This is a genomic window from Tumebacillus permanentifrigoris (genome assembly GCF_003148565.1).
GTDB classification, from domain to species: Bacteria; Bacillota; Bacilli; order Tumebacillales; family Tumebacillaceae; genus Tumebacillus; species Tumebacillus permanentifrigoris.
Map to the genome: position 1 here is coordinate 250,318 of NZ_QGGL01000003.1, position 21,653 is coordinate 271,970.

A 21,653-nucleotide genomic window follows, 5' to 3' on the forward strand; every position below is an offset into this window, starting at 1 on the left:
ATTCATACCGTAGATTTTTTAAAATAACCATAAACATAACTGATGTTAAAGTAACAACTCGTTTTTCTAAATTATCACATTATTCTAGCTCGGTCAACGACGACGAATTCCCATCCCCAACGACAAAAAAGCCTTCCCCCGCGACGGGAGAAGGCTTTTTTCACGCTTACTCTTGGACCAACACCATCCGGAAAAACTCCAACGACTGTGCAAATGCATCGCGCGCCGCGTCAACGTTGTACGACACACGCGTGTCGTTGAAGAAGGCGTGCGATGCCCCCTTGTACATCTGGTACTCGAACTCCTTGCCTGCCGCTTGCATCGCTTGGGCGAAGTCCGGGATCATGCCGTTGATGCCCGGATCCTGCTCGCCAAAGAACCCGATGACCGGACAGGAGATGTTCGCCACATAATCAGCCGACAGACGACCGTAGAACACAACCGCCCCGGCCAAGTCTGGATGGCTCCCCGCCAGCACGGCGGAGAGCGCGCCCCCCATGCAGAAGCCGATGGAGGCTACATGTTGACCTCGGCTGTGTTCGTAGGACTTGAGGAACTCCACAGTCGCTTTCAGGATTCCGACAAAAACCGGCCCGTTGCTGATGCTGCCAAACAGTGCCGTCAACGTCTCGGACAGCTCCGTGCGGGTCGGCTCCGGCAGTTTCGCGAGCTCCACCTCGCGCTCCTCGTTGTTGAACCACGCCGAATGCGGAATTGAGTCGAGGAACTTTTTCGCCGCCTCGATGCGCTCTGCTTCCAGACCTGATTTGCGCTTGCCATTCTCATGGAAGAGATCGGGTGCGACGGAGAGGTACCCAGCTTCTGCAAATCGGCGGGTGACATGCTGGATGTGCTCATCTGTGCCCCAGATCTCTTGAATCACGAGCACCACGGGCAACGGGGTCTGTGCATTCTCCATTCGTGCAGTGTACAGCGAAACTTCCTGTCCATCATGTTCAAAGCGAACCCATTCAGTATGTACGGTCAATGTATGTTGCCTCCTCACAGTAGTTCTACACTAAGCATGCCACAAATTTCCTGTGCTGTGTAGCCACGAAACTGTGAACTTCCCCACTCATCTCATTGGTTTCGGCTTGAGGAAAAAGAACATCAAGAGCGGAAGAACAAACGCAAACAACGTCGCCACGACCGGCCAGACGTAATTGACCTTGATCAACTGAATCGAGTTTTCAAAAAACCAAAACGAACACGTCAACGCTACCAATCCGACGGCCGTTGTGATCTGCTTCGCAGACATTCCCGGCGTCACCCGCTTGATGCCGTGGCAGCAGATGTAGAGCAGATATCCAATCTTCGTGATAATCGACGGCAACCAGATCGAGACGATCGCGATGTCGAAGCGGTCGAGAAAGTCGGTGATGCGAATCTGGCGGATCAACTCGATATTCGGGTACATGAAGCGGCTGGCGATGTGCGGCCCGAGCGTGACGATGTTCAGCGCGATCAACAGCGTGAGAAAAAACACCCCGATGCCCATCCCGTACAGGCCCGTGCGCAACCGAAACACTTTGTGGCTTAGAAAAAATGGCAACAAGGCGATCTCCGACACATACGAGACAGCCAACCATCCTCCTTCGAGGACGTCCCCAACCCCATGCTCAAAAATAGGTTTGTAATACCGCAATTCAAACTCCTTCCCCAGCAACAACGGCAGGATCAGCACGACGAAAAACAGCAAGGGCAGGTACAACTCAGTCATCCGCGCCAGCAACTCAACTCCGCCTCGCGCGATAAAGACCACTACTAACACCACCAATATCGAGATGACAACGAGCGGCGTTTTCTGTAGCAAATGGATGTTCACAAAGTCGGACACCATCCGCAAGTCGCGGCAGACGAGGAAAAAAACGAAGAACGTGTACATCAACACGACCATCCGACCTACCCACTTGAACCGTGTTACCAACGCCTCGTACAGGTCGACCTCTACAAAGCGACTGCCCACTCTGCTCAACAACCACAGTGAAGCAGCGACGGCGACCCCCGCAACGAGATAGGTAAGCCATGCATCTTGGTGCGCGACACCCAGCAATTGCGCGGGAATTGAGATCAACGTGGCGTCGAAGATGATGCCCGCTCCAATCAACATCGCTTGGCGCTCTGAGATACGTTCCATGATCTCTGCACTCCTTTTTTCCGCAACTGGCTACCGGAGATTGTTGATGCTAAGCGGGCTTAGTACCTGTTCGAGCCAGACTGATGGACGCACAGGTTTGTCCTCGATCCCGAGGTAGAGCCAGATGCAAGTGCTCACCCCCAACATGGAAAAATACAACCACCGCGTGGATCGCGACTCTCGTCTGAGAACCCGCCACTCCAACAACAAGACCAAGGCGATCACGAACATCGCTTTTAGGATGTAGGTGCTCATTGCTTTAGATCCCCTTCCTTGTACCCAAACGGCTGGGTGATCGCTCCGGTGTGCACGATGTGAATCTCCGGGATGATTTCCACTTGCATCACTTCGTAATGCGATTGCCAGTCCTTTTTCATCGTCTGCCACTCGTTAGGAAATTTGCGATACACGATGTCCCCGAAGCCGATCGGATCGGCATGTAATTTCATGCGCAACATATCGATGCTTTTTTGGAGCGACTGTTTGAGCGACTCGTCCAATCGCTTCTCGGTGTCCTCCATGTTATGGCCAGCCGTCACATCATACGCGGAGGTGTTTTCGATCAGCGATCCTTTGCCCCTGACCACAATCCGCATCTTGATCTTGTCGCCTTCGAGCGCGGGTTTGATGTTGACATTCGTTTCCCCGAGCAGGATCGAGAGTTGCCCCTCTCCCTTAGGCGCGGGCAGATTGATCATCGGCTGCACCGCTTGATTCATCGCGATCAACGCCCCTTGCGATTCCTCTGGGTTCAGGATGCCTTGTAGCTTTCCTTTGCTGAACACGGCGAGCCCGATCACTTTGATCGTCGTTTTTTCCTTCCCTGAGCCGGATTGGGTCTTGACCACCTGGATGGCTGGCGCATAGGGATCGATCCCGTCGGAGAGCAACGTTTCAATAAAATGCTTCGCCGTGCGCGGTTTGCGCATCGTGTTCTGCGCCAGTTCGCGCATCATCTCCGCCGGGGTCTGCTCGATGCTCTCCTCCGCGTTCATCACGTCCCGCGTCTCCCCTTTGGTGATCAGCACAAATGTGCCCAGTCGGTTTTGCGGCACGCGGGCGAGGATGTCCAGATACTCCTTGACACCTTCTCGTGCCGCCTCATCGCCGATCAACAGAACGCGCCGATGCGCAAAATAGAGTTGGCGAGAAAGCGAGCGTTGCTGCTTCTCGTTGGCCTCACGAATCGTGCTGCCCGTCATCGACTCCACGTACCACGATTTGTCCCCTGACGTCCCTCCGCCACCACCACTCCCGCCAATTCCCCCGAGCTGGCTGGGCAGCGGAACTTGCACGGAGACGCGGTATTGGTCTTTTTCCTTGTCAAATCCAGATGCGAGCACAAACGCAACGTCGTTGATCTCACGGCGATCCCAACAGCCGGACAGCACGACCGGCACCATCAGCAGGCCGCCGAGCAACAAGGATTTCCATTTCACTCGCGATTCCCTCCTGTCCGGTTCTCAGGGGACGGCTTCAATCCACGCATCCGCTTGCGATTGGCTTTGGAGTAGGAACTGGGCCGCAGGACGGATTTCCACCACGGGACGCGGATGAGGATGTCCTTCAGTTCGTTGAGTTTCAAGGGCGCGATCCCTGATAGGTACGGTACGCCAAACGAGCGCAACCCACACAAGTGGACAGACAACAACAGCGTCCCGATCACGATCCCAAACACGCCAAACGCAGATGCCATCACCATCATCGGGAACCGCAGCATGCGGATGGCGATCGCACCGTTAAAGCGTGGGATCGTAAACGAGGCGATCCCGGTCATCGAGACGATGATGACCATCGGGGCGGAGACGATCCCCGCTTGCACCGCCGCCTGCCCGATGACCAGCGCCCCGAGAATCGAGACGGCTTGGCCGACCGTTTTCGGCAAGCGAATGCCCGCCTCGCGCAACGCTTCAAATGCGGTTTCCATGATCAGGGCCTCGACAATCGCCGGAAATGGGATGCTCTCTCTGGCGGTCGCAACACTGAGCAACAAACTGGTTGGCAGCATATCCTGATGATACGTCGTGATCGCGATGTACAGCGCGGGCAGGTAGAGCGCGATAAACACGAAGGCATAGCGCAACCAGCGGATCAAATTTGCAATAAAATACCGTTCGTAATAGTCCTCACTCGCCTGAAAAAATTGCCAAAACGAAATGGGTGCCATCAGCACAAAGGGCGTCCCGTCCACGAAGATCGCAAACCGACCTTCCAGCAAAAGCGCGGCAACCGTGTCGGGCCGCTCTGTATACTGCATCTGTGGAAACGGCGAATATGGCTCGTCCTCAATGAATTCCTCAATGTACGCACTCTCCAACACCCCATCGATCTCGATCCCATCCAAGCGCTTGCTGACCTCTTCAATCACCGCCGGGTCTGCCAAATTGTCCATGTAGCAGAGCAAGACGCGGGTCTTGGTGTGCTCTCCGATCGAGAAGGAGACGGTCTTGAGGTGTTCGGACTTGATCTTGAAACGCAGGAGCCCGATATTGGTGCCGATACTCTCCGTGAAGCCTTCGCGCGGTCCACGCACGGACGCTTCGGTGACCGGCTCTTCGACACCGCGCCGCGTGCCGCCTGAGACATTGAGGATCAGCGCATCGTCCAAACCATCGAGCAGGAGCATCGCATTGCCATCGAGCACCGCGTCGATCGACTCTTGTCGCTTGCGAATTTTCAACACTTGGGAGAGGGTGATCACGCGTTCTTCTAGATCGAGCGCGGTCACCTCATCCGTTTCCCCCCGCAACTGCTGCAAGAGCGGGCGCAAGGCATTGTCATGCAAGTTGCTGGCGTTGACGAGCGCGTCGATGAACACCAGCAACGCGGTCTCCTGCCCGAAGCGAATCTCGCGAAACACCACGTCCGAACAATTTTTGAACGCCTCTTGAAACATTTCGCGGTTCTGTAGTAGCTGCTTCGAGAGCTGATTTCCCTCGTCCTCGGGTCGTTCCGTTGGCTCCGGCGTACCGCTTGGCTCGGGTTGCTTCGTATCTGCTTTGAATCGAGTACGATTTCGGGTCATCTCACATCACCCTTCTACAGCGAAGTCATCGTGAATTTTTCCCACCCTCTTGTCAAATCATGCAAAATGGGCTTGACTTTGCCTTGTGCGTCTACTATAGTGAATGACATTAAGTGAGAAGTTGTGAAATGCCTTGACTGAGGACACCGTTCATCGGCGCAGACCTCCAGAGAGAGAATGCCATCGGCTGCAAGCATTCTCGGACCCTGACCCATGAGTGACCCCCTCAGTAGCAGTTCGAACCAACCCGGCACCCCGGCAGTAATTCGAATCGGCCCCCCACCGTTACCTGGGGCAATGAGGATCTTTTTTTAAAAAAGGTCAAACCAAGGTGGTACCACGTGAGCATACGCTTTCGTCCTTGCAGAATGATATCTGCAACGGCGAAGGCGTTTTTTATTGCCAAAAAACCTACGAACCCCTAGAGGAGGCACACAGCCATGTCAAACTTGGTCCAAGAACAAGTACAAGTCGAGCTCAAAGACGGCTCGGTGAAGGAGTATGCGTCCGGCACCACCCTGCTGGACATCGCAGGCTCGCTGTCATCGAGTCTCAAGAAAAACGTCGTGGTCGGCAAGATCAACGGCAAACTGGTCGACCTGACGACCCCGGTCGTGGAAAACTCCAAAGTGGAGCTGTTCACCTATGAAGACGAGGAAGGCGTTGATACCCTCCGCCACTCCTCCGCGCACTTGATGGCACAAGCGGTCGCCCGCCTGTGGCCGGAAGTGAAATTTGCAATTGGCCCGGTCATTGAGGATGGGTTCTACTACGATTTCTCCGGCCGTTCCTTCCACCCGGAAGACCTCGCGAAAATCGAAGCGGAGATGGCGAAAATCGTCAAGGAAGACCTGCCGATCCGCCGCGAAGAGATCGGCCGTGAAGCAGCGCTGAAGATGTTTGCTGAGCGCGGCGACAACTTCAAAGTTGAAATCATCCAAGACCTGCCGGAGGACGTCATCCTCTCGATCTACCACCAAGGCGAGTTTACCGACCTCTGCACCGGCCCGCACTTGCCGTCGACCGGCCGGACCAAGATCTTCAAGTTGCTCTCGATTGCGGGCGCCTACTGGCGCGGCAACTCCGACAACGAGATGCTGCAACGCATCTATGCAACCGCCTGGCCGAAGCAAGCGCAACTCGACGAATACTTGCACCGCCTCGAAGAAGCGAAACGCCGCGACCATCGCCGGATCGGACGCGAGCAGAAGCTGTTCACCACCGCCAAGGAAGTCGGCCAAGGTCTGCCGCTCTGGCTCCCGAACGGTGCGAAGATCCGCCGTGCGATCGAACGCTACATCGTCGATCTGGAGGAAAGCCTCGGCTACGATCATGTCTACACCCCACACCTCGGTTCCGTCGAGCTCTACAAGATCTCCGGACACTGGGAGCACTACCAAGAAGACATGTACCCGCCGATGGAGATGGACAACGAATCGCTCGTGTTGCGCCCGATGAACTGTCCGCACCATATGATGGTCTACAAGCACGACCTGCACTCCTACCGCGACCTGCCGATCCGCATCGCGGAGCTTGGGATGATGCACCGTCATGAGTCCTCTGGCGCCCTGTCTGGTCTGCAACGCGTGCGCGCGATGACCCTGAACGACGCGCATATCTTCTGCCGCCCAGATCAGATCAAAATCGAGTTCAAAAAAGTCGTCGAGCTGATCCAACGCGTCTACAAGGACTTCAAGATCGACGAATACAAGTTCCGTCTCTCCTACCGTGATCCGAAAAACACCGAGAAGTACTTCAATGACGATGAGATGTGGGAAAAGGCACAGTCCATGCTGAAGGAAGCGATGGACGAACTCGGTCTCTCCTACTTCGAAGCGGAGGGCGAAGCGGCGTTCTACGGTCCGAAGCTGGACGTCCAAGTGAAGACGGCGATCGGCAAGGAAGAAACCCTCTCCACCGTCCAACTCGACTTCCTGTTGCCAGAACGCTTCGAATTGGAGTATGTCGGCGAAGACGGCCTCAAGCATCGCCCGGTTGTCATCCACCGCGGCATCCTGTCGACGATGGAGCGCATGACCGCCCATCTGATCGAAGTGTACGAAGGTGCGTTCCCGACCTGGATGGCACCGGTACAAGCGAAAGTCATGACGATCTCGCAAAACCAACAGGAGTACGCGGAGCAAGTCGTGGAGTATCTGCGATCCCAGAAGATCCGCGTCGAGCTCGACATCCGCAATGAGAAGATCGGCTACAAAATCCGTGAAGCGCAGATGCAAAAAGTTCCGTTCATGCTCGTCATCGGCGGTGCAGAGGCTGAAAGTGGCACCGTCTCCGTCCGCAAACGCGGCGAAGGCGACAAAGGCTCGATGGTCTTCGAGGAAGCAACCCAATTGATCCTCGACGAAATCGCATCGAAAAACTAATACGTGTATACCAAAAAGCCCCGGTCCGCTACGATGTCGCAACCGGGGCTTTTCTTCATCGAATCGAGGAGGACCATCCCAAAAACTTCTGCCACAGCGATTTCCTGCGACGTTGGTGGCGTTCCACTCGACTCAGCATGCGAATTTCTGGTTCCATCCGATCAGGTCTTGACGGAAGGGGGCTCATGATTCCGAGCAACGCTTGGCGCTCCGCCTCTGTGATCTGGTCTGCTTCATCGTGTTCGAGGATGTCCTTCACGTCCCGCCCTCCTTGTCAAAACCACATGATTTGCTACGAGTCATTCTAACAGGTTTAGTACGAGCTATCAAGTGAACCGTTATCTATGAAACCCATCCTTGACCACCAATTGGGTGAGGACTTCTGCGGGTTGCCCATTGATCTGGTACTTGATCGTCGTGACCGATGTGAGGTCGTCGAACATCGTCTTGTTCACAGCATCGACGAATATCGTTTCGGTCGCGCTGCCTTGCAAGCGGGTCACTTCATCGTTGAAATTCAGCGTGAGCGTCCCCTGCTCCAGCGTCACGCCGATCAATTCCACTTTTGGTGGAACCGGGGCGATGGTGTGACTGGTCGGGTTGCTTTTCTTCAACATGTCAAAGAGGACCGAGGCAAACTTCGTCTCGCTCGCCATCTTCGCGGTCGTCTCCGTCTCTTTGACCAGTTTGGTGGCATTTTGATCCGCACGGTAGACGGTGACTTGTTGCGTATCACGGTCCGGGATCTCCTGCTTCGGCGGCGGGGTCGTCTCCGGTGCAGGTGCAGGAGTTGGAGTCACTGCGCCCGGTTTGGTGGTCGTGCTCGTGTCCGTGCCACAACCGGTCAACAGCGCTGTCGTGGTGATCGTAGCAAGCAAAATCGGTAGGATCGTCTTTTTCATTTCGAACACTCCTCTTCGCACAAGTCTTTGTCAGTTCTTACCTATAAAGACGTAAACTTACAGCGAAAAGATTCAGGTTCAGGAAAAAAAGTTTATCGTACTGCGATCAACTTTTCTCGATCCGTCCGATGTTGCTTGTAAAATGCGACCTCTTGCGCCATATACGACCGCAAATCCGGGCAGTGAATTCCAGCCGCGCCTAAGTCCCGCTGTGCCTGCGCGGTATCATACACCGACTGTTCCACGAAGTAGGCGAGCGTCTCCCGCTCCACTTGGACCCACTTGCGAAAGGCCGTCACAGACAGGGCCGCGTAGACAACTCCCGCTGGCAACGTCCACACAGGTGGTTTGCCTAGCAGTTCGCGGCAGATCAGTTCGTAGACTTGCTTGGCGTTGTACGGCTGCGGATCGGTCAGGTGATAGACTTTGCCCGCCCCTGCCGCTGCATGCGCCAGATAGCATGTCGCTTCCACGATGTAGTCGATCGGCACCAAATTCACCAGCGCCACACCACTCCCGATATACGGAATCGGCAACGACGCGAATTTTTCGAGGAAACGCATGATAAAGTACGGTCCGTCAAACTTCGCCGTCTCGCCCGTCTGCGAATCGCCCATCACGACCCCTGGTCGGATGATCGTGATCGGAACGTCCTGCATGAGTTCCTGCACCAGCACTTCTGCTTCATACTTGGTCGACTCGTATTGATTCTTAAAATTCTGACCTTTTACAAGCTCCGTTTCCAATACCCGACCAGCGCGGTCGCCGGAAACATACGCGGTGCTGAAATAGACGTAGCGCTGCAAATTCGTCAAGCTGTTCACGAAGGCATTCACCATCCGCGTCCCCGTCACATTGACCTCGTGCGCCAACTGCTGTGGCACGGCGAGATCGTAGACCGCCGCCAGATGGAACACATGCGTGACTTCATCCTGTAACTCTGCAAATTTTGAGGTGGGTAGACCCAAGTCAGGTTGGGTGATATCCCCTTCGACCAGCGCAAACTGCTCGGCCGACCCTAGCGCTGCCCGTTCGCGTTCGGCGCGCGCCCGTTGGCTCGGATGAACCAACAGCTCAAATCGCGCATCCGGCTCTCCAACCAACAAACGTCGAATCAATCGTGTGGCAATAAAACCGGGAAACCCGGTCATGAAATAAACAGGACGCATCTGTACACTCTCCTTTGCTCTTACTCTATTCCATTTTCTGAACAAAATCATCTACTTGTCTGCTACAATAGAGCGACAAACTCTGTACGATGGAATGGAGGCCTCCCTTTGACCCTTACTGACAAGCATGGACGCGTCCATGACTACCTCCGCATCTCGCTGACCGACAAGTGTAACCTGCGCTGTGTCTACTGCATGCCAGCCGAAGGGATGCACTTCATGGAGAACGACAAGCACCTCAGTTTCGATGAGATCGAGGAAGTCGTGCGCGTCGCCGCCAAGCTCGGGATCACTCGCCTGCGCTTGACCGGTGGTGAACCGCTCGTCCGTCCGCATGTCGAGGACTTGGTGGCACGACTCCACGCGATCCCTGGCATCGAAGATATCGCGTTGACGACCAACGCGATTTTTCTCGCGCCCAAGGCTGAGCTGTTGAAAAAAGCGGGCATCACCCGCCTCAACATCTCGCTGGACTCCATGAACCCGGAAAAATTTGCTGAGATCACCCGTGGCGGTCACGTCCATAAGGTGTTGGAAGGCTTAGAAGCAGCCTTTCGCGTCGGCTTCCACCCGATCAAAATCAACACGGTGTTGATGAAAGGTTTCAACGACGAGGAAGTCGATGACTTCCTGCGCCTATCGATCGAACGTGACGTCCACGTTCGCTTCATTGAATATATGCCGATCGGTCACGATGGCGACGAGTGGCGTGATCGCTACCTATCGCTCGACTATGTACTGGAGCGCTGCCAAGCACTCGGCCTAACCCCAGAACCGACCCAGAGCGTGTACGGCAACGGCCCCGCCGAGTATTATCGTCTGCCGAACGCACGCGGCACGTTTGGCTTGATCCACCCGGTCAGCGACCACTTCTGCGAGCGCTGCAACCGCCTGCGCCTGACAGCAGATGGCAGCTTGAAGCCATGCCTGTTCTGGCAGGACGAGTTCAACGTCCGTCCGTTCATCGGAGACGAACAAGCGCTGATCCACCTCTTCCATCGCTCGCTCGACGTCAAGCCGGAGAGCCACGAGATGGCAAACGTGCTGTTCGAGGAGAACTTGACCCATGCAGCCACCCTCCGTCGCATGTCACAGATCGGAGGATAACGAGCAACAAAAAACAAGCAAACAGGAGAGAGTCTGCACTCTCCCCTGTTTGCTTCCCTCAGACATCCACCGGTTAACTGAACCGATTGCGGTGCTCCACGAGGTCGATCGCACCCAAAACGACATGCGCCAGACCAAAACCCGCGATGCCCCAAGCAATCGCCGGGTCGATGGTCTTTTTGGCGCGCAGTGTGACGCCTGCGGTCGTGACAACAGTTCCGAGTACAGTCGGGATCAACCCTTCACGCACGTTCATGTTCATGTCACCGCCCCCTTTGGATGTTCAGAGTTCTCGTCTAGTATCCACCCGACCACCAGCCCTATACGTCAAAAAGCCGACAGGACTTCTATGCGAAGTCCTGTCGGCTTTTTCATCTATAGGTTAGCGCATTCCGTAGACTTCAAGCGCTTGCTGCAGCGACGCCTTCGTCTCCACACGCTCGGTTAGCGAGATCCCCAGTTCGATCATCGTGTTGGCGATCTCCGGGCGAATCCCCGTGACCACCGCACGGCATCCGAGCAACGAGATCCCTTCTACGATGCGGAACAAATGTTGGACAACCGCGGTATCGAGGTACGCGACGCCGGAGAGGTCGATGATGATCCGCTCAATTTTCAGATGCGCGATCTGGTTCAAGGTGTGCTCTTGGATTTTTTTCGCACGGTGCGTGTCCATCGTGCCGAGGATCGGCAACACCGCCATCGACGAGGACAGCGGGATGATCGGCACCGTCAAGTCGTCGATCAAGTCGCGATGGGAACGCAACATCTCATTGCGATACTCCGTGTATTTCGCCGCATAATGATTGACGAACTGGTCGATCGAGATGTTGATCCGTCGCTCCATCGCAAAAAGATCCCGCACCGTCAGTTGCTCATCATCCTTATGAAAATTATACAAAAAGTCCCAATATACTTTGCGGAAGACGGTGAACCATTCCATGATCGACAGGTAGTTCAGATCGCTTTGCGAGGATTCACGGCCCGACCGCTGCGCCAACACGATCAACTCATGTTGTTGGTCATGGGTCAACAGAATGACCAATTGATCGGCAAATAGATCCAGCTTGTTATCGATATCCTCAACTTCGTAGCGGTAGATCTCTTCATAGAGATTCGCACACTCCGCGCGCATACGCTGGAAGAAGTGCTGCTTGTTCACTTCGTAAAATTCGAGGAAGGATTGCCCTTCGATCATCTGCAAGTTCAATTCGACCACTCCAGTATCGTGTTGGTTTCGCACAGGGAGTTGAATTTCAAACTCCGTGCCAGCCCCGTGGGCCGATTTGACTTCAATCTTGCCTCCGTGTTGGTAGACCGTGGAGAAGACTTGGGTCAACCCCATGCCGGTACCTTCGTCCTTGGTGGTAAAAAACGGCGTGCCCAGCAATTCCAACTTCTCCGCTGGTATGCCCACACCCGTGTCGCCGATGCGGATCACCACGCGCTCCCCAATACGTGCATGGTGTACCGTGATGCGTCCCTCGCCAACGATGGCTTCGTGGGCATTTTTCAAGAGGTTGAAAAACGCTTTTTTTAACTGGTTGCGGCGACCGTAGATCACCGTGTCCGTGTTGCGCAACTGCTTGTCGATCTCCACGCGGTAGATCTGATCCTGAAACAGTTGCAGGATCGATTCCAATTCTACACACATGTTGATCGGTACATAAGCCTCCTCATCCAAGTCCGGTTTGGAGACGTTCAATAAATTCTGCAAAGTCGATATGGCACGTTCCAGCTCCGAGCAAGCGATGTCCAAGTAGACGTGCGGCGTCTCCTGTTGCATGAGCTGCAAAAAACCCTTGACCGCTGTCAGCGGGTTGCGAACTTCATGCGCGATACCCGCCGACACTTGCCCGATCGACGCAAGCCGACTCAGCGTGTGATTGTCATGAATTCCATTTTGTCGCAACGACGCTCGTACCTCCTGTCGAAGTTTCGATGGTGCATTCGTCCATCAACCGCTTCACGCCCGCCAAGCCGAGGCCCAGTCCGTGGGAATGCGGCGATTTTTTCCCCTCCAAGGCGCGAGTTACGTTCTCGATGCCGGGTCCACGGTCTGTGACCCGAACACGAATCCCTCGTCCGTCCAGAACCTCGCACCCAAATACCCCGTTGGCTCCTGCATGGTCCAGAACATTGCGCGTCAGTTCGGAGACCGTCACCAACACTTTTTGCTGGTGTAGTTCAGAAAACCCTAACTCTTTCATCAAGCGACGTACCGTGCTCAACGCCATGTAGATATCGGCTTCGGTTCTGATTTTCATATGCATTCCATCCAGCATGTGGCCTGTGGTGTTCTCCCCCCTGTCCCAGCGCAAGTAGTCCCGCTCTCCACATTATCCAAGTTCCCGGCTTTCGGGAAGTCTAGTTTTTAAAACAGGACTATCGAACTATAAGTTTTCATTACCTGAATTCAATTGCCTACATTTCCAAGGAAATGAGATTATTCGCACATTTCGCCAAAAAGAAACCGTCCGCGTCGAAAACGGACGGTTTCTTTTTAGTTGATGCTTACGACCCATTGCTTTGCCAGTTCAAGCAATTGTGCTTTGACAGTTGGCCCATCGGCGTCTGCGTTCGCGTACACAGCGGAGAGCGTATAGGCGGACTGCATGTCGTCGCGCCCTGCATACGGGCCGAGGATGACCAGCCAGTACTCGTGGAGCACAGAATCATCGTTCATCCCCGCTGGCATCGTGCGCTCGATGGTCAACAGCTTGGCATGACCGGTCGGCAGTTCGACCAGTTCTTGCGCTTTCAGTTCAGCATGGTTGCCCACGACACCCGCATAGGCGCTGTCCGCATCGTCGCTTTTGACGACCCCGAGCGTGTCGATGCGCAGTTGGACTTTGGCGGAAAGTTGAGCATCGCCCGGCGCCTTGAGGGTCGTTCCGTCCTTGAGCGTGACTTTTTGATCGACCGCCTGCGGTTGGGTCGTTGGTTCACCGCCCAGTTGGGTGAGGAACCAATGTGTGCCTTCACGCTTGACGGTCACTGCGCGTACCTCCTGCCCTGCTGGGCCTGTGGAGGTCGCATAGCTGAACTCGATGTTGTAGGTATAGGTGTTGTCGTCGATTCGCTTTTCATGCGTCAGTTGGTAGGATTCCACCGCTGGCGAGGAGGTCCCCGTCACCCAGTAGGCTTGGGCGAATTCGTCCTTCATCTTGGCGCGCAATTCCGGGCTGAGCACCGCGTACTGCTCCGCGCCGTTGCGCTCCTTGACGCCATGTGCCCACGTCTGTGCAGCCACTTCCGGGGACCCGGCTGCCAAGGCACGCTCCAACTCTTCAATTTGCAGTTGTAAGGGCTTGGACTCGGGCGCATCGATCTGAACTTTTTGTTCAGCGCCGTTCCATGTGACTTTCGCGCCCAACGCTTCTGCAATGGCGCGCACGGGGCCGTAGGTTGAACCGTCGAGCATCTGCAAGGGCTGGTTGCTGACTTCCTTGCCATTGACGAACAGTTTGAGCGGATCGCTTGCAAATGCGGTCGTCGCCAGTACACAGAGCAACGCGCCCGATAAAACGAATGCGGTTGTTTTTTTCATTTATAAGTGCCCCTTCCAGATTCAAGTCCTGCACTCAATTAGACGAAGGCAGATGCTGGTAGGTTTCAGTGTCGAGCGATTTTTTTTCATATAAGAGTTGGGCCAACTGATGTGCCGGAACCGGTCGGCTGAACAGGAAGCCTTGCATAGCGTCACAGTTTTGTTCGCGCAGGAACTCCAGCTGTGCCTCGGTCTCCACGCCTTCCGCGACGACGGTCAGTTTCAAGTTGTGCGCCATCGCGATGATCGCCGTGACGATCGCAGCATCGTCCGAATCAGCCGGGATATCGCCGACGAAGGAACGGTCGATTTTTAGCGTATCGATCGGGAACTTTTTGAGGTAATTCAGCGATGAATAGCCCGTGCCGAAGTCGTCGATCGAGAGTTGGACACCGAGGTTTTTCAGCGCGTGCAGTTTGTCGATCGCGAGGTTGGCGTTGTTCATCGCCAATGTCTCTGTGATTTCCAAGTGCAGGTACTGCGGGTCGAGCCCCGATTCCTCGAGGATATCGGCCACCGTGTCGACCAAGTTCGCCTGTTCAAACTGGCGAGCGGAGAGGTTGACGGCGACCTTGATCGGTGGGAACCCGGCATCTTGCCACTCCTTGTTCTGCAAGCACGCGGTGCGCAGCACCCATTCGCCTAGCGGGATGATCAATCCAACGCTCTCCGCAAGCGGGATGAACTGCGAGGGGGGTACGAGGCCGCGCTCCGGATGCATCCAGCGAATCAACGCTTCTGATCCGATGATCTGCCCGGTCACGAGATCCACTTGCGGCTGGTAATGGAGCACGAATTCCTCGTGTTCCAGCGCGTGGCGCATCGCTTTTTCCATTTCTAACTGTTCGAGGATGATCTCATTCATCTCGGGCGTGTAGAACTGGAAGTTGTTGCGCCCATTCTCCTTCGCAGAGTACATCGCGGTGTCCGCATTGCGCAGCAGGGTCTCTGCATCGAGACCGTCCTGCGGGTAGACGGAGATCCCGATGCTTGCTGTGATCAGAAACTCGCGGTTCTCGAACAACAGGGGCTGTTCAAACAGCTCCAGGGCTCGCTGGGCGAGCTTGGCAGCCTCCTCAGGGGATTCGAGGTCCGGGACTAGCATCGCGAACTCATCGCCCCCCATGCGGGCAAGCAGGTGGTTCTCCGCAAGGGCGCCGAGCAGCCGACGAGCGACTTCGCGCAACAGGCGGTCTCCCGTCGCATGACCGAGTGAGTCGTTGACGTTCTTGAAGCGGTCGAGATCGAGGAACATCACCCCGATGTTGCTCTCCGTGATCTGCGCCATGTTCAACGCTTGGTGTAACACGTTGGTGAAATGCTTGCGGTTGGGCAGGCTGGTCAGATCGTCGTGATAGGTCATGTGCGCGATCTGCCGTTGCGAGCGGTCTTCCACCTCGGCGATCAGGTGGCGCATCTTGACCGTCATGTTGTTGATGTTCTCCGCCATCCAGCCGAGTGAATTCTCTTCCTCAATTTCCAAGTGCCCGTTGAGGTCGCCAGCGGAAACTTTCTCGACAAACGCCTCAATCTCGAACAGCGGTTGCAGGAGACGGCTGGCGATCGCCCGTACAACGAAGTAGATCACCACGTAGGAGAGCAGGAAGGCGAGGGTGAGCAGTCCGAGATACCGGAGTTCCAAGAGATGCTGGCGATCGGTATTCGTGACGATCACCATCGCCCGGTCATCCGAGAGCGGAATGTAGAACTTTTGCAAGGAACGACCGTCCAGTTCAAAGTTGACGCGTTGTTCCATTTTGTCGCGCGACAGGTCTTCGAGAGTAGCATAATCTTCGGGCAACTTCATCGAATGGTTGCCGTACAAGACGGGCAGATCGGTGCCGGGCAGGGAAACATGGTTTTTGTCCCCTTTTAAAAACGCCGGCACATTGAGCACAGAGATCTCCTCGATGTTGACGTTCTGCTCGACGATCCGTTCAATCATTTTGCTAGGTCCAGACTTGAATTCGAGGTAGAGGATGTCTTGGTCCATCAGATACGGGTTGATCATGAACGGCAGTGTACCATCATCATAATAAGCGTATTTGTAATAGTGCTCATTCCAATCTGCCTTGGAAAGCGGTGCCGACCAGAAATGCAGGTCGTTGTAACCCTTCTCAACGGTGACTGGCTGTCCGTTCATAAGTTGTGAAAACGCGGTGAACCAATCTCCCCATGACTTGGAACTCAGGCCGATCTCGCTCAGTTCGGACGACTTCGCCACTTTGATGTCGGTAGCGTCCTTCACGAACAGCGAGATTCCGTTCAAGCCCCACTCGTCCCGGATCTGCTCCAATTCCAAACGCGTAACCTGGTCGATGGTCTTGCCTTGAAGTTCCTTGGCAATCGCCTTCGAGGCTGTCAACAGTTGCAAGTCGATCAGGTGCTCTGCGACCTTGGTCGAGTCATTGGTCGACTCCATCGCATTGGCGATCACTTCCTTGGTCGAGGAAACATCTGCATTCAACTGCTCCTCCATCCCCGTGGAAAAATAATACAAGGTCGTCACAATCGTCAAAAACCCAACAAAACTCAAAGCGATCCCAATTCGCTTGACGATCTGTGAGGTAAGCATACGGCGTTTCATAGGTGTGGCACTCTGACCGAACATCCCGGTTCCCCCCTTTGCCACTCTTGTCTATTTAGGTTAGATTTAATTTTTTTCTTTAAGTTTACCACCCAATGCGCTTGTCTTCAATATCCCTTACTTACACAACTATAAAAAAAACACCAAGTTCGCGGTTGCGACTTGGTGTTTTTGGCTTATTGAGCTGTGTAACCGCCGTCGATGACCACCGCTTGCCCGGTGACCGAGCGAGCCTTTTCACTGGCAAGAAACACCGCGTAGTCCGCAATCTCCTGTACGTCGAGCAATCGTCGTTGCGGCACCAGCGGGTAGATAACCTCTTCCAACACGCTCTCAAGTGCTACTTGGCGCGTGCGGGCGAGGTCTTCGAGCTGATTGCGCACCAGTGGAGTGTCGACATAGCCTGGGCAGAGCGCGTTGACCGTGATTCCGTGTGCTGCGCCTTCAAGTGCGGAAACTTTGGTTAAACCGATCACACCGTGCTTGGCGCTGTTGTAGGCTGCCTTGCCTGCAAACCCGACGAGGCCGTTGATCGAAGCCATGTTCAGCACGCGTCCAAACCCTTGTGCCTTCATGATCGGCCAGGCGTGCTTGATGCCATAGAACGGCGCGGTCAACATGAGTTTGATCAACAGCTCGAACTTGTCAGACGGAAACTCCTCCAGCGGCGCCACATGTTGCATGCCAGCGTTGTTGACGAGGATGTCGAGTCGACCGTAAGCCGCGACGGTGCTCTCTACAGCCGCTTGTACTTGCGCTTCATCGGTCACGTCACACCGCACTGCCAGCGCTTGATGTCCGGCCTTGCGAAGCTCCTCTGCTGCGCGCTCTGCCGATTCGAGATGCAGGTCGGCAATCGTCACCTGTGCCCCTTCCTCCGCGAACGCGCGTGCGATGGCGAGGCCGATACCGCCCGCAGCACCCGTGATCAGTGCGGAGCGACTTGCTAATACTTGAGACATGAATGGACTCCTCCTCTTGTGTGCAAAACGGGCAGGAGCCGGAAGCGAATAGCTCCCGGCAGATCCTCCCCTGTCTTCAATCAGCATGGTGTGGCTTAGTGTGTTGCGAAGAAGTCATACATGATGCGTGTCGCATCTGGGCCAGCCGGATCGGTGTAACTACCTGCGGTGCTGCCACCAGACCACGCATGCGTCATGCCGGTTACTTTGTAGTATTGCATCAATTCTACACCACTTTTGTCCTTGTACACATACTTGGTGTAGCTGCGACCGCCAGTGACGGTGCCAGTCGTCGTCACATCGGCCGTCGCGTCAACCGAGTTGTTGTCGGAGCCGTCGTCGATGTAGTCGTTGGTTTGTGCCCATTGCGAGACCACTTGCGTCGCGTTGATCGGGTTCACCGTCGTGTCGCTACTTCCGTGGAAGACGATCATCGGCATGCGATGTTTTAGAGTTCCCATCTCCACATACGCGTCATACCCAGCGTAGACCGGGTCTAGCCCGCCGTAGCTCATCGCATTGATCCCGCCAAGCGCTGTGTCGGAAGCGTTGTATTCTACACCTGCTGCGATGCCGATGGCGTGAAACACGTTCGGGTAGGCAGCGCCCATGATCGAAACCATGCCCGCGCCTGCGGAAAGCCCTGCTGCATAGACTTTGGAGCTGTTGATCTTGTAGTTGGCCTTGACCACATCAACCATGCCTTTGACGATATCCGCTTCACCTGCTGCTCCACGATGTTGGTTGTAGTCGTAGAACCAGTTCCAGCACATGTTCTGGTTGGCGAAGTAGTTCATCTCCGGGTACAGCACGATGAACCCTTTCTCCTCTGCAAGCGCATTCATTCGCGTCCCAGCTGCGAAGTCATCCGGGTTTTGCAGACAGCCGTGGAGCATGACCATCAACGGTACGGTGGTGCTGCCCGTGTAGGTGCTCGGCACGTACACTTTGTAGTAGAAGTTGCTACCGTAGTACGATTCTGTGAAGGTTCCGGTCGCCGCGAACGATGGTTTTGGCATGAAGGCCGCGAAAAACAGCAGTGCCAACGCGAGGAGACCTAGCTTACGGAACAAGTTCTGCACTTTCATCAAAATCCCTCCCTTTTCTATTTTTATCAGATTTTAATGAACTTTCAAACTTATTGTACCAAGAGCTTGTTACACAGCAGTTACAACAAAAAGTGGGGGTTTACACCCCCACTTTTTCCCGCAAAAACGCTTCCAGATCTTGCATCAAACGCGCTGGTGCTTCAACGTTCGGCGAGTGACCCATGCCTTCGTACAGAAGCAACGTGCTCTCTGGGATGCTGTCGCGCGTGCGCTCCATCATCTCCAACGAGATGAGCGTATCCTGAACACCATAGACGATCAACGTCGGAATCTGGCACGAAGCGAGGGCCGGACGGAAATCCTGTTCCCCAAGCGACGTGTAGTTCGGCACTGTCGTCGGACCGGCGATCATCGCATCGTCAACCAGCGCTTCGAAAAACTCGCCGGTGGCGGCGGTCGGGACCACGGCCGCCAGCGCCATCTTCATGAAGTTGCGATCCTTGATCATCATCTCAAGCAACGGCTTGCGCTCGTCAGGTGTTGTTATGCCTTCCGCCGGGGCCGAATTGACCAACACCATCGCTTCGACGAGTTCTGGAGCGTTGATCGCCACGGCCATCGAGATCGCGCCCCCCATCGAATGACCGACGAGGGTGACTCTGTTCAAGCCCAATTCCTGCAACATCGCTTGCACATCTGCAGCGTACTGCGGGATGGAATTGCCGCCCGCAGGTTCGCTCTGCCCACATCCGCGCAAGTCGATACGGACGACCTTGTACCGTTCGGCAAGCGGTGTGAACATGTGATCCCACCAGCGCGCCGATCCAACATTGCCGTGGATCAGCACCAGGGTGCGTTCACCCTGTCCCGCTTGTTCATAGTATAGATTTGCTCCGTTTACTGTCAGATGCGGCATTGCGAGACCCCCCCTGTTTCTGCGTCCATTTGTCGAGAATCGTCCCCAGGATGCCTTTCGGGAAGAACATGACGATCACGATGTACAAGATTCCGAAAAACATCAACCATCGCTCAAACAGCGGGTATTGCGTTGACAGCGAGCTAAACCACTCATGAGCAAATGTGATGACTCCTGCCCCCAGCACAGCGCCAAACAGCGTGCCCACGCCGCCGACGATCGTCATCAGCAACGCTTCGATCGTACGGTCCATGCCAAATACCGAGGTGTTCACGTATTTTTGCAACACGGTCCACAGACCGCCTGACATCGCCGCCACACAGCCAGAGATCACGATCGACGCCAGCTTGTAATGGAGCACGTTGTAGCCCAGCGATTCCACGCGCTGCTCGTTCTCGCGGATCGCTTGCAAAGTCCGTCCGAACGGTGAGTGAACCACGCGGCGCAACATCAAGTACATCAACGCGAGGAACGCCAGCGCCGTGAAATAGAATTGGGTGCGATCATTGAAGAAACTCGGCACCCGGATGTACGGAATCCCATCACTTCCACCGGTGAACGAACTCCACTTCTCTGCGAAGATGTAGAACAGTTCAGCAAACGCCAGCGTGATCATCGAGAAGTAGACATCCTTCACCCGCAAGGAGAGGATTCCGATCACCAACCCGATCAACGCCGCTCCGACGATTGCGATCAGCAGCGCGACCCAGAGCATGTTCGGCTGTTTGGTTTTCGTGAGCAGGATGCCAACCGAGTAGGCTCCTAGCCCGAAAAAGATCGTATGGCCAAACGACACGATGCCTGTATACCCCAACAGCAAGTCATAGCTCATGCCGTAGACGGCGAGGATGAAGACGGTGATCAACATCGTCAGCAGGAATTTCGAGGAACTCAGGAACGGCACCAGCGCCAAGACGATCAGCAGGGCGGCGAGCAACCAGTTATTATTGAACAACTTCGATCTCATACCCGGCTCACCTCCGCACGCTGAGAATGCCTTCAGGCTTCCAGATCAGCACCAGCGCCATCATCGCCACGCTGACCGCCACCGCTACATCTGGCAAATAGAACGCCATAAACGTCTGCACAATTCCGATCAACAAGCTGCCAAGCGCCGCACCAGGGAAGTTGCCGATGCCACCGATGACGATGACGATAAACGCATTCAGTTGATTCGCCATCCCAAGGTCCGGGGTGATCGAGCCAAACGACGGACCTGCAATCACGCCGCCAAATGCCGCCAAGCCTGCACCCAACGCGAACACCAGCGAGAACACCCGACGCACGTTGATCCCCAACGCCTGTACCATCTCCGGGTCCTGCACGCCCGCACGGATGATGATCCCGTAGCGAGTCCGCGAGAGGAGCAGATGCACCCCGACCAGCACCAGCAAGCCGATGCCGATCATGAAGATGCGGTAGATCGGAAACGGATCAGACAAGACATCGACGACGCCGGTCAGCGCAGCCGGTTTGTCAAAGCCGAGCAAGTTCGGCCCCCAGAAATATTTCAGTCCTTCGGTTAAAACGATCATCAACCCGAGCGTAAGCAGGATCTGCGCGACATGATTGCCGTAAAAAGGCCGGATAAACAAGCGTTCCATCACCCAACCGATCACGATGCCCGCCACCGTTCCGGCGATGATGCCGATCAGGAAACTACCGCTGGCATTGAAAGCGGCCAATCCCGCATAGGAGCCCCAGATGAAGATCGCTCCATGCGCAAAATTCAACACACCCATCAAGCCGAAAATCAACGAAAGACCGACAGCGATCAGGAAGATCAAGCTTCCCAATGCAATTCCGTTCAAAAGCAAGTTCAAGGTCAGAGACAACGAACTGACCCCCTTTCTACTGAATAGCGA

20 protein-coding genes are annotated in these 21,653 nt (G+C 55.1%); 2 read left to right on the top strand and 18 right to left on the bottom strand.

The window, feature by feature from the left end:
• Nucleotides 1–166: 166 nt before the first annotated feature.
• The 5 genes from C7459_RS04955 to C7459_RS04975 all read right to left on the bottom strand — a co-directional run bounded on the left by C7459_RS04955 (nucleotide 167) and on the right by C7459_RS04975 (nucleotide 5,162).
• Nucleotides 167–988, bottom strand: a complete 822-nt coding sequence (locus C7459_RS04955) for a dienelactone hydrolase family protein (protein WP_109686964.1) — start codon at nucleotides 986–988, stop codon at nucleotides 167–169.
• A gap of 87 nt (nucleotides 989–1,075) precedes the next feature.
• A complete protein-coding gene (locus C7459_RS04960; RefSeq protein WP_109686967.1) occupies nucleotides 1,076–2,137 on the bottom strand; it encodes a GerAB/ArcD/ProY family transporter in 1,062 nt (353 codons plus the stop codon).
• A 30-nt stretch (nucleotides 2,138–2,167) separates the two neighbouring features.
• Nucleotides 2,168–2,392, bottom strand: a complete 225-nt coding sequence (locus C7459_RS04965) for a hypothetical protein (protein WP_109686969.1) — start codon at nucleotides 2,390–2,392, stop codon at nucleotides 2,168–2,170.
• Nucleotides 2,389–3,576, bottom strand: coding sequence for a Ger(x)C family spore germination protein (locus C7459_RS04970; RefSeq protein WP_109686971.1), 1,188 nt, complete (start codon nucleotides 3,574–3,576; stop codon nucleotides 2,389–2,391). Before C7459_RS04970 ends, C7459_RS04965 begins: the two co-directional genes overlap by 4 nt.
• A complete protein-coding gene (locus C7459_RS04975; protein ID WP_109686973.1) occupies nucleotides 3,573–5,162 on the bottom strand; it encodes a spore germination protein in 1,590 nt (529 codons plus the stop codon). The genes C7459_RS04970 and C7459_RS04975 overlap by 4 nt, the downstream gene beginning before the upstream one ends.
• Before the next feature lie 440 nt (nucleotides 5,163–5,602).
• On the opposite strand from C7459_RS04975, the gene thrS reads away from it, so the two are divergent.
• Nucleotides 5,603–7,546 (top strand): threonine--tRNA ligase, encoded by a 1,944-nt coding sequence (thrS, locus tag C7459_RS04985; protein WP_109686977.1) that lies wholly within the window; start codon nucleotides 5,603–5,605, stop codon nucleotides 7,544–7,546.
• 55 nt (nucleotides 7,547–7,601) lie between these two features.
• On the opposite strand, the gene C7459_RS04990 is transcribed toward thrS, so the two are convergent.
• The 3 genes from C7459_RS04990 to C7459_RS05000 form a co-directional block, all read right to left on the bottom strand.
• Nucleotides 7,602–7,805, bottom strand: a complete 204-nt coding sequence (locus tag C7459_RS04990) for a hypothetical protein (protein WP_109686979.1) — start codon at nucleotides 7,803–7,805, stop codon at nucleotides 7,602–7,604.
• 79 nt (nucleotides 7,806–7,884) lie between these two features.
• The gene (locus C7459_RS04995; protein ID WP_109686982.1) at nucleotides 7,885–8,448 is read right to left on the bottom strand and encodes a GerMN domain-containing protein; all 564 of its coding nucleotides are present in this window, start codon (nucleotides 8,446–8,448) and stop codon (nucleotides 7,885–7,887) included.
• Nucleotides 8,449–8,540: 92 nt separating this feature from the next.
• Nucleotides 8,541–9,617 carry an SDR family oxidoreductase gene (locus C7459_RS05000; RefSeq protein ID WP_109686984.1) on the bottom strand — a complete coding sequence of 359 codons (1,077 nt, stop codon included), beginning with the start codon at nucleotides 9,615–9,617 and terminating at the stop codon, nucleotides 8,541–8,543.
• 108 nt (nucleotides 9,618–9,725) lie between these two features.
• Here C7459_RS05000 and moaA point away from each other — a divergent pair, with 108 nt between their 5' ends.
• A complete protein-coding gene (gene moaA / locus C7459_RS05005; protein WP_109686986.1) occupies nucleotides 9,726–10,724 on the top strand; it encodes a GTP 3',8-cyclase MoaA in 999 nt (332 codons plus the stop codon).
• Between the two features lie 73 nt (nucleotides 10,725–10,797).
• Here the strand turns inward: moaA and C7459_RS05010 are convergent, their stop codons facing one another.
• From C7459_RS05010 to C7459_RS05055, 10 genes are all read right to left on the bottom strand, one after another.
• On the bottom strand, nucleotides 10,798–10,980 hold the full coding sequence (locus C7459_RS05010; protein WP_109687088.1) for an asparagine synthase: 183 nt from the start codon (nucleotides 10,978–10,980) through the stop codon (nucleotides 10,798–10,800).
• A 126-nt stretch (nucleotides 10,981–11,106) separates the two neighbouring features.
• The gene (locus C7459_RS05015) at nucleotides 11,107–12,636 is read right to left on the bottom strand and encodes an ATP-binding protein (protein WP_109686988.1); all 1,530 of its coding nucleotides are present in this window, start codon (nucleotides 12,634–12,636) and stop codon (nucleotides 11,107–11,109) included.
• Nucleotides 12,614–12,991 carry an ATP-binding protein gene (locus C7459_RS05020; protein ID WP_245884394.1) on the bottom strand — a complete coding sequence of 126 codons (378 nt, stop codon included), beginning with the start codon at nucleotides 12,989–12,991 and terminating at the stop codon, nucleotides 12,614–12,616. The genes C7459_RS05015 and C7459_RS05020 overlap by 23 nt, the downstream gene beginning before the upstream one ends.
• Before the next feature lie 236 nt (nucleotides 12,992–13,227).
• Complete coding sequence (locus C7459_RS05025) at nucleotides 13,228–14,274, bottom strand: stalk domain-containing protein (RefSeq protein ID WP_109686990.1); 1,047 nt, start codon at nucleotides 14,272–14,274, stop codon at nucleotides 13,228–13,230.
• 34 nt (nucleotides 14,275–14,308) lie between these two features.
• Nucleotides 14,309–16,885 carry a putative bifunctional diguanylate cyclase/phosphodiesterase gene (locus tag C7459_RS05030; RefSeq protein ID WP_109686992.1) on the bottom strand — a complete coding sequence of 859 codons (2,577 nt, stop codon included), beginning with the start codon at nucleotides 16,883–16,885 and terminating at the stop codon, nucleotides 14,309–14,311.
• 152 nt (nucleotides 16,886–17,037) lie between these two features.
• The gene (locus C7459_RS05035; protein WP_109686994.1) at nucleotides 17,038–17,823 is read right to left on the bottom strand and encodes a 3-hydroxybutyrate dehydrogenase; all 786 of its coding nucleotides are present in this window, start codon (nucleotides 17,821–17,823) and stop codon (nucleotides 17,038–17,040) included.
• Between the two features lie 95 nt (nucleotides 17,824–17,918).
• Nucleotides 17,919–18,911 (bottom strand): extracellular catalytic domain type 1 short-chain-length polyhydroxyalkanoate depolymerase, encoded by a 993-nt coding sequence (locus tag C7459_RS05040; protein WP_109686996.1) that lies wholly within the window; start codon nucleotides 18,909–18,911, stop codon nucleotides 17,919–17,921.
• Nucleotides 18,912–19,011: 100 nt separating this feature from the next.
• Nucleotides 19,012–19,788 carry an alpha/beta fold hydrolase gene (locus C7459_RS05045; RefSeq protein WP_109686998.1) on the bottom strand — a complete coding sequence of 259 codons (777 nt, stop codon included), beginning with the start codon at nucleotides 19,786–19,788 and terminating at the stop codon, nucleotides 19,012–19,014.
• The gene (locus C7459_RS05050) at nucleotides 19,748–20,755 is read right to left on the bottom strand and encodes a branched-chain amino acid ABC transporter permease (protein WP_109687000.1); all 1,008 of its coding nucleotides are present in this window, start codon (nucleotides 20,753–20,755) and stop codon (nucleotides 19,748–19,750) included. Before C7459_RS05050 ends, C7459_RS05045 begins: the two co-directional genes overlap by 41 nt.
• Before the next feature lie 7 nt (nucleotides 20,756–20,762).
• Nucleotides 20,763–21,623, bottom strand: coding sequence for a branched-chain amino acid ABC transporter permease (locus tag C7459_RS05055; protein WP_109687002.1), 861 nt, complete (start codon nucleotides 21,621–21,623; stop codon nucleotides 20,763–20,765).
• Between the last annotated feature and the right edge of the window lie 30 nt (nucleotides 21,624–21,653).

Bases quoted from the DNA above. Each gene is read 5' to 3' on its own strand.
- C7459_RS05020 (WP_245884394.1), bottom strand. From the start codon at position 12,991: ATGAAAATCAGAACCGAAGCCGATATCTACATGGCGTTGAGCACGGTA.
- C7459_RS05040 (WP_109686996.1), bottom strand. From the start codon at position 18,911: ATGAAAGTGCAGAACTTGTTCCGTAAGCTAGGTCTCCTCGCGTTGGCA.
- C7459_RS05050 (WP_109687000.1), bottom strand. From the start codon at position 20,755: ATGAGATCGAAGTTGTTCAATAATAACTGGTTGCTCGCCGCCCTGCTG.
- C7459_RS05010 (WP_109687088.1), bottom strand. From the start codon at position 10,980: ATGAACGTGCGTGAAGGGTTGATCCCGACTGTACTCGGAACTGTTGTC.
- C7459_RS04960 (WP_109686967.1), bottom strand. From the start codon at position 2,137: ATGGAACGTATCTCAGAGCGCCAAGCGATGTTGATTGGAGCGGGCATC.
- C7459_RS04965 (WP_109686969.1), bottom strand. From the start codon at position 2,392: ATGAGCACCTACATCCTAAAAGCGATGTTCGTGATCGCCTTGGTCTTG.
- thrS (WP_109686977.1), top strand. From the start codon at position 5,603: ATGTCAAACTTGGTCCAAGAACAAGTACAAGTCGAGCTCAAAGACGGC.
- C7459_RS04975 (WP_109686973.1), bottom strand. From the start codon at position 5,162: ATGACCCGAAATCGTACTCGATTCAAAGCAGATACGAAGCAACCCGAG.
- C7459_RS05025 (WP_109686990.1), bottom strand. From the start codon at position 14,274: ATGAAAAAAACAACCGCATTCGTTTTATCGGGCGCGTTGCTCTGTGTA.
- C7459_RS04995 (WP_109686982.1), bottom strand. From the start codon at position 8,448: ATGAAAAAGACGATCCTACCGATTTTGCTTGCTACGATCACCACGACA.
- C7459_RS05045 (WP_109686998.1), bottom strand. From the start codon at position 19,788: ATGCCGCATCTGACAGTAAACGGAGCAAATCTATACTATGAACAAGCG.
- C7459_RS05000 (WP_109686984.1), bottom strand. From the start codon at position 9,617: ATGCGTCCTGTTTATTTCATGACCGGGTTTCCCGGTTTTATTGCCACA.
- C7459_RS05030 (WP_109686992.1), bottom strand. From the start codon at position 16,885: ATGTTCGGTCAGAGTGCCACACCTATGAAACGCCGTATGCTTACCTCA.
- C7459_RS05035 (WP_109686994.1), bottom strand. From the start codon at position 17,823: ATGTCTCAAGTATTAGCAAGTCGCTCCGCACTGATCACGGGTGCTGCG.